We start from the raw sequence: 5,847 nt of genomic DNA on the forward strand, positions 1-5,847 counted from the left end.
CTCGCGTTTGAACGCGTCACTAAACCGACGCTTGCTGCGAAATTGCATACACCTTCCTCGTCAATGAAGGTGTCTACTTTTTTGGGGCCACTCCACCCGCGCCGCTGTTAACTATTCATTGTTCCCTATTCACTGCCTTTTCCGCCGGGAATCGGCGACAAGGGCGCCACCACATCCCCATTCTGCGCCCGGTGGCGCAGGTAGTGGTCCATCAGCACCAGGGCCATCATCGCTTCGGCGATGGGGGTGGCGCGCACGCCGACGCAGGGGTCGTGTCGGCCCTTGGTGACCACTTCGGTGGGCTGGCCGTCCAGGGTCAGGCTGCGGCCCGGGATCAGGATGCTGGAAGTGGGCTTGAGGGCGATGCTGGCACGCAGGCGCTGGCCGGAGCTGATGCCGCCGAGGACACCGCCAGCATGGTTGCTGACGAAGCCTTCCGGAGTCATCTCGTCGCGGTGCTGTTCGCCGCGCTGGTTGACCACCTCGAAGCCGTCACCCACCTCCACCGCTTTCACCGCGTTGATCGACATCAGAGCCTTGGCCAGATCCGCGTCGAGGCGGTCGAACACTGGCTCACCCCAGCCCGGCGGCACACCGTCGGCGAACACCGTGACCCGGGCACCAATGGAAGAGCCGTCCTTGCGCAAAGCGTTGATCAGCGCTTCCAGTTCAGGGACTTTGGCGGCGTCCGGAAAAAAGAACGGGTTGTCGTTGACCGTGCTCCAGTCAAACTGTTCGGCACGGATATCGCCGATCTGCTCGACGCCGCCGAAAATCCGCACCCCGATCCGCTCGGCCAGAAATTTGCGGGCGATGGCGCCGGCGGCCACGCGCATGGCGGTTTCCCGGGCGGAGGAGCGTCCGCCGCCGCGGTAATCACGGAAGCCGTACTTCTGGGTGTAGGTGTAGTCGGCGTGACCGGGACGGAAGGTATTGGCGATCTCGCTGTAATCCTTGGACTTCTGATCGGTGTTTTCGATCAGCAAGCCGATCGGCGTGCCGGTGGTCTTGCCTTCGAACACGCCGGAAAGGATGCGCACCTGATCCGGTTCGCGTCGCTGGGTGGTGTAACGGCTGGTGCCGGGTTTACGCCGATCCAGCTCACCCTGCAGGTCCTCCTCGCTCAACGCCAGCCCCGGCGGGCAGCCGTCGACGATGGCCCCGAGCGCCGGGCCGTGACTCTCACCAAAGGTGGTCACCCGAAACCGTTCACCAAAACTGTTCCCAGACATTCGTGCTCCTCGATCAGGGGTCGCCGGTCAGCCGGCGAAATACTCACGATGGTCGACCAATTGTTGCCGTGTCAGCAGAAAAACGCCATGGCCGCCGCGCTCGAACTCCAGCCACAGGAACGGCACCTCCGGCCAGGCCGCCATCACGTGCTGGTCGCTGTTGCCCACCTCCACGATCAGCACACCGTCATCGCTCAGATAATCGGCGGCCTCGGCCAGAATACGGCGGGTGAAGTCCAGACCATCGGCGCCGGAGCCCAGTGCCAGTTCCGGCTCGTGGTGGAATTCCTCTGGCATGGCGGCGAGATCGGCGGCGTCCACGTAAGGCGGGTTGGAGACGATCAGATCATAACGCCCCCGCAAGCCGTCAAAGCCATCCGAAAGCACCGCCCGCACCCGGTCACCAAGGCCGTAGTGATCGATATTGGCCTGGCACACCGCCAGGGCGTCGGCGGAAATATCACTGGCATCCACCTCGGCGTCTTCCATCGCCATGGCCATGGCGATGGCGATACAGCCGCCCCCGGTGCACAAATCCAGTGCACGCAACGGCTGGTCCGGATCAAGCCAGGGCTGGAAACCGGCTTCGATCAGTTCGGCGATCGGCGAACGGGGGATCAGCACCCGCTCGTCCACCTGGAACGGCAGACCGCAAAACCAGGCCTGGCCGGTCAAATACGGCGTCGGCACCCGCTCGTTGACGCGGCGCGCCAGCAGGGCCACGAAGGCTTCCAGTTCATGGGGCAGCAAACGGGCATCGAGCATGCGGGGGTCGGTGTCGTGGGGCAGCGCCAGCACATGCAGCAGCAGCGCCAGCGCCTCGTCGCCATGGTCGTCGGTGCCGTGGCCCAGAAACACCCCGCCGCGACGCAGGCAGCTCTCGCCCCAACGCAGACAATCCCGGGGCGTGCGCAGGGTGGCCAGGGCCTGTTGTTGCTGAATCTCGTCGATCACCTGAGGACCTCCACGAATGGGCGCGCAAGATTAGCATAGAACGGCGCGGGATGGAGGATCACGGTCCGCCGGCCACCCACATAGCACTTTCACCGGATTGATTTCCCGAGCCCACCTGCGCCACTCTCATAAGATTGCCCAAAATAAGCAGGATGCGATAACCCCATGCCCTCCCTCACCGTCCGTCAGGACGGCCCCCTGACCCTGGTCGAACTGCCCGATGGCATTGATGTGGATCCGGCGGTGCAGTGGCGTATCTACCGTCAGCGGCTGGCGCTGTTTCACACGCATGGAGAACTGCGTCAACGCGTGATCTACTACGGTAATATCGGCAGCCTCGACATGCGTGCCGCGCGCTTTGCCTGCGGCGCCGATTTCGCGCGGATCACCGCGCACAAGGTCATCGTGCTGGAAAGCGCGCTTAACCGAACCTTCGCGCACATGATGCTGACGCTCAATAAGCCGGCGTTCACCGTCAGCACGGCGTTATCGCTGGAACAGGCGAGAACCCGGCTGCTCAGCGAGCTTCCCGCCGACGCGGGGGATAGTACCCTTGCCGCCAGTATCAAAGGCAGGTAGTAAAGAAAAAATCGCCGGGAGCGATTTTTGACGTCGTCTTGTCGACGGTCCGAAGGGTGGCCGCCAAAAGAGCCCGGCGTGGCGGCAGCCATGATAATCACGCCCCTTTTTTTGCCGACACTGATGAGGAAGCCATGCGCATCTGGTTATTCAAAACCGAACCCGACGCCTTCAGCCTGGACGACTTGCAAGATGCTCCGGACGGCACCTCCGGCTGGGATGGCGTACGCAACTACCAGGCCCGCAACCGCTTGCGCGATGAGGTGAGCAACGGCGACCGCGTTCTGATTTACCACTCCAGCTGCAAAGTGCCCGCCATCGTCGGCGAGGCGGAAGTCGTCTCCGACGCCTATCCGGATCCCACCCAGTTCAGCGCCGGCCATCCCGGCGAGGACAGTCGCAGCCGCCCCGACCAGCCCCGCTGGTATCAGGTGGATGTACGCTACCACCGCCACTTTCCCCAACCGCTCTCCCTGGCCACCATCCGTGATCACGCGGAGTTCGCCGACATGGAGCTGGTGACCCGCCCACGGCTGTCGATCCAGCAGATAACGGATCGTCAGTACCAGCAGATTCTGGCGCTGTGCGGAGCCGATGAGCCGCGGTCCGCCACGGGCGCGGCCTGACCAGGAGGGAGGCGGTTTCACTCGCCACCGTTTCCTCCGGTATGCTTAAGTAAGAAAAACAACGCAGTGGGGCACTTTATGAAACTGCATCACCAGATTTTTCTCGCCATGATTTTGGGCGGGCTGGCGGGCTGGGTGACCAGTGAAGATACCCGGATATTGGGCATCGCCGTTATCGAAGCCTATGACCTGATCGGCACGTTGTTCATCAATGCCTTGAAAATGCTGGTGGTGCCGCTGATCACCACCGCCATCATCAGTGGTCTGGTCAACGTCGGCCAGGGCAAGAACCTGGGCCGGCTGGGCGCCAAGACCGTGCTGTTCTATATGAGCACCAGCCTGATCGCCATTCTGATCGGTTTGTTGCTGGTGAATATCACCACGCCGGGCATCATCGACGGCGAGCCAGCCCGGGATCTGCTGGGCTTCGCCGCCAATACCCAGGACGTGTTGCAAAAAATCGAGGGCCGGGGCGCCGGCGAATTCACTCAGATTCTGCTGCAAATGTTGCCGCCCAATCTGGTGCAGGCCGCCGCCGATGGCCAGATGCTGGGGCTGATCGTGTTTTCGCTGCTGTTCGGCTTTTTCCTGCGGACGCTGGCCGGAGCACCGGGCGACACCCTGCGCAACATGGTCGAGGGGTTCTACGAAGTGATGGTCAGCATCACCATGCTGATCATCCGTTTCGCCCCGCTGGGCGTGTTCGGTCTGATCGCCGCCACTGTCACCCGCACCGGCCTGGACGCTCTGGAGCCGCTGCTGTGGTTCTTCTTCACGGTTCTCGCCGCCCTGTTCCTGCATGCCTTCGTGGTGATGCCACTGCTGATCCGGGTGTTGGCGCAACGCTCCCCCTGGCGCCATTTCCAGGCCATGTCACCGGCACTGATGACCGCGTTCTCCTCGGCCAGCTCCGCCGCCACCTTGCCGTTGACCATGGATTGCGTGCAAAAGCGGTCCGGTGTTTCCAAGCGCACCGCCAGTTTCGTGCTGCCGCTGGGCGCCACCGTGAACATGGACGGCACCGCGCTGTACGAATGCGCCGCCGCCATTTTTATCGCCCAGGCCTATGGTCTGGATTTGTCCTTCGGCATGCAGTTCGCCATTGTCTTCACCGCTCTGATCACTTCCATCGGCGTCGCCAGCATCCCCGCCGCCAGCCTGGTGGCGATCACCGTGATCCTCGGCATCATCGGCCTGCCGGCGGAGGCGATTGGTTTGATTCTGGTCACCGACCGTATTCTCGACATGTGCCGTACCGCGGTGAATGTGTGGGGCGACAGCGTCGGCGCCGTCCTGCTGGCCCGCAGTGAAGGCGAGGAAAACGTGCTGCAAACCCCGATGCGCCAACTGGATGGCCAACGCCATGCGGTGTAGATCCAACCTCCGGCACGAGCGCCGGCCATGAGTCAAAACAGCCCCGTGATGCTGATCACCGGCGCCGCCCACGGTCTGGGCGCCGCCCTGGCCCGGGCGGCCGTCGATGATTACCGGCTGGCGCTGCTGGATCGTGATGAATTGGCCGGGCAGACCCTGGCCAACACTCTGCGCGGCCGTACCGGTGAGGTGCTCTTCCTGCATGCCGATGTCAGTGATGAACGCGCGGTCCGCCAGGCAATGGAACGAATACACCGGCGCTGGGAACGGCTGGACGTGGTGATCAACAACGCCGGCGTGGCCGACACCGGCCCGTTCGAGGCACTCGGCAACCACGGCTGGGAAACGCTGTGGCGGACCAATGTGATGGGCACGGTGTATGTGTGCCGGGCGGCGCTGGCGCTGATGAAACGCCAGAACAGCGGCCACCTGATCAACATCTCGGCGCTGGCGGGTATCACCGGGCCACCTGGATTGAGCAGTTACGCCGCCTGCAGCGGCGCCCTGGTGCGGCTCAGCGAGGCGCTGGCGGCGGAGCTGGCAAGCACTGGCATCGCCGTCAGCGTGGCCTGTCCCGACCTCTTCGCCAGCACGCTGCATCAGCGGCTGACCGGTGCCGACCCGCTCAGCCGGGCGCGCCTGGAGCGGGCCATGCGCCGCGCCGCCGATGACGTCGACACCGTCGCCAGGGAAATCCTCGGCGCCACCGCCAAACGGCCGCTGTACATTTTCCCGCAGGCGGAAGCCCGCCGCGCCTGGCGCCGCAAGCGGCGCAATCCGGTGCGTTTTTTCCATAAATGGCAAAAACGCGGTTAACAGTGAATAGGGAACAGTGAATAGTTGCGCGTGCTACGAAAGGCGGTAACTGAAATCAAAGAGGCCGCGTCCGGGACAGGGAGCGGCCTCTTTGATTGGAAAAACAAAAAAGCGGACTATTGCGGATCGGCAAACGGCCTTTGCGTCATCGCAACGCCGCTTTCTTTTCACTGGAGTGGCCCCAAAAAAGTAGACACCTTCATTGACGAGGAAGGTGTATGCAATTTCGCAGCAAGCGTCGGTTTAGTGACGCGTTCAAACGCGAG

General features: G+C 63.1%; 7 protein-coding genes. 5 read left to right on the forward strand and 2 right to left on the reverse strand.

Going from position 1 to position 5,847, the window contains the following annotated elements:
- Nucleotides 1–125: 125 nt before the first annotated feature.
- Together aroC and prmB are read right to left on the reverse strand one after the other, a co-directional pair.
- Nucleotides 126–1,232: a chorismate synthase gene (gene aroC, locus CRO06_RS19695; RefSeq protein WP_022995984.1), complete on the reverse strand. Its 1,107-nt coding sequence runs from the start codon at nt 1,230–1,232 to the stop codon at nt 126–128.
- A 27-nt stretch (nt 1,233–1,259) separates the two neighbouring features.
- Complete coding sequence (gene prmB / locus CRO06_RS19700) at nt 1,260–2,186, reverse strand: 50S ribosomal protein L3 N(5)-glutamine methyltransferase (RefSeq protein ID WP_026949619.1); 927 nt, start codon at nt 2,184–2,186, stop codon at nt 1,260–1,262.
- Nucleotides 2,187–2,351: 165 nt separating this feature from the next.
- Between prmB and CRO06_RS19705 the strand changes: the two genes are divergently transcribed.
- The 5 genes from CRO06_RS19705 to CRO06_RS20165 form a co-directional block, all read left to right on the forward strand.
- Nucleotides 2,352–2,765, forward strand: a complete 414-nt coding sequence (locus tag CRO06_RS19705) for a hypothetical protein (RefSeq protein WP_022995986.1) — start codon at nt 2,352–2,354, stop codon at nt 2,763–2,765.
- A 134-nt stretch (nt 2,766–2,899) separates the two neighbouring features.
- Nucleotides 2,900–3,391: an EVE domain-containing protein gene (locus CRO06_RS19710; protein ID WP_026949618.1), complete on the forward strand. Its 492-nt coding sequence runs from the start codon at nt 2,900–2,902 to the stop codon at nt 3,389–3,391.
- A 78-nt stretch (nt 3,392–3,469) separates the two neighbouring features.
- Entirely contained in the window at nt 3,470–4,765 is a 1,296-nt protein-coding gene (locus CRO06_RS19715; RefSeq protein WP_022995988.1) for a dicarboxylate/amino acid:cation symporter, read from the forward strand.
- Nucleotides 4,766–4,792: 27 nt separating this feature from the next.
- Entirely contained in the window at nt 4,793–5,581 is a 789-nt protein-coding gene (locus CRO06_RS19720; protein ID WP_097059220.1) for an SDR family NAD(P)-dependent oxidoreductase, read from the forward strand.
- A gap of 24 nt (nt 5,582–5,605) precedes the next feature.
- Nucleotides 5,606–5,847 (forward strand): hypothetical protein (locus tag CRO06_RS20165; RefSeq protein WP_218839910.1); only part of this gene is annotated, 242 nt, incomplete at its 3' end.

The sequence above is a fragment of the Alloalcanivorax xenomutans genome (genome assembly GCF_900217905.1).
Taxonomy (GTDB): Bacteria; Pseudomonadota; Gammaproteobacteria; order Pseudomonadales; family Alcanivoracaceae; genus Alloalcanivorax; species Alloalcanivorax xenomutans.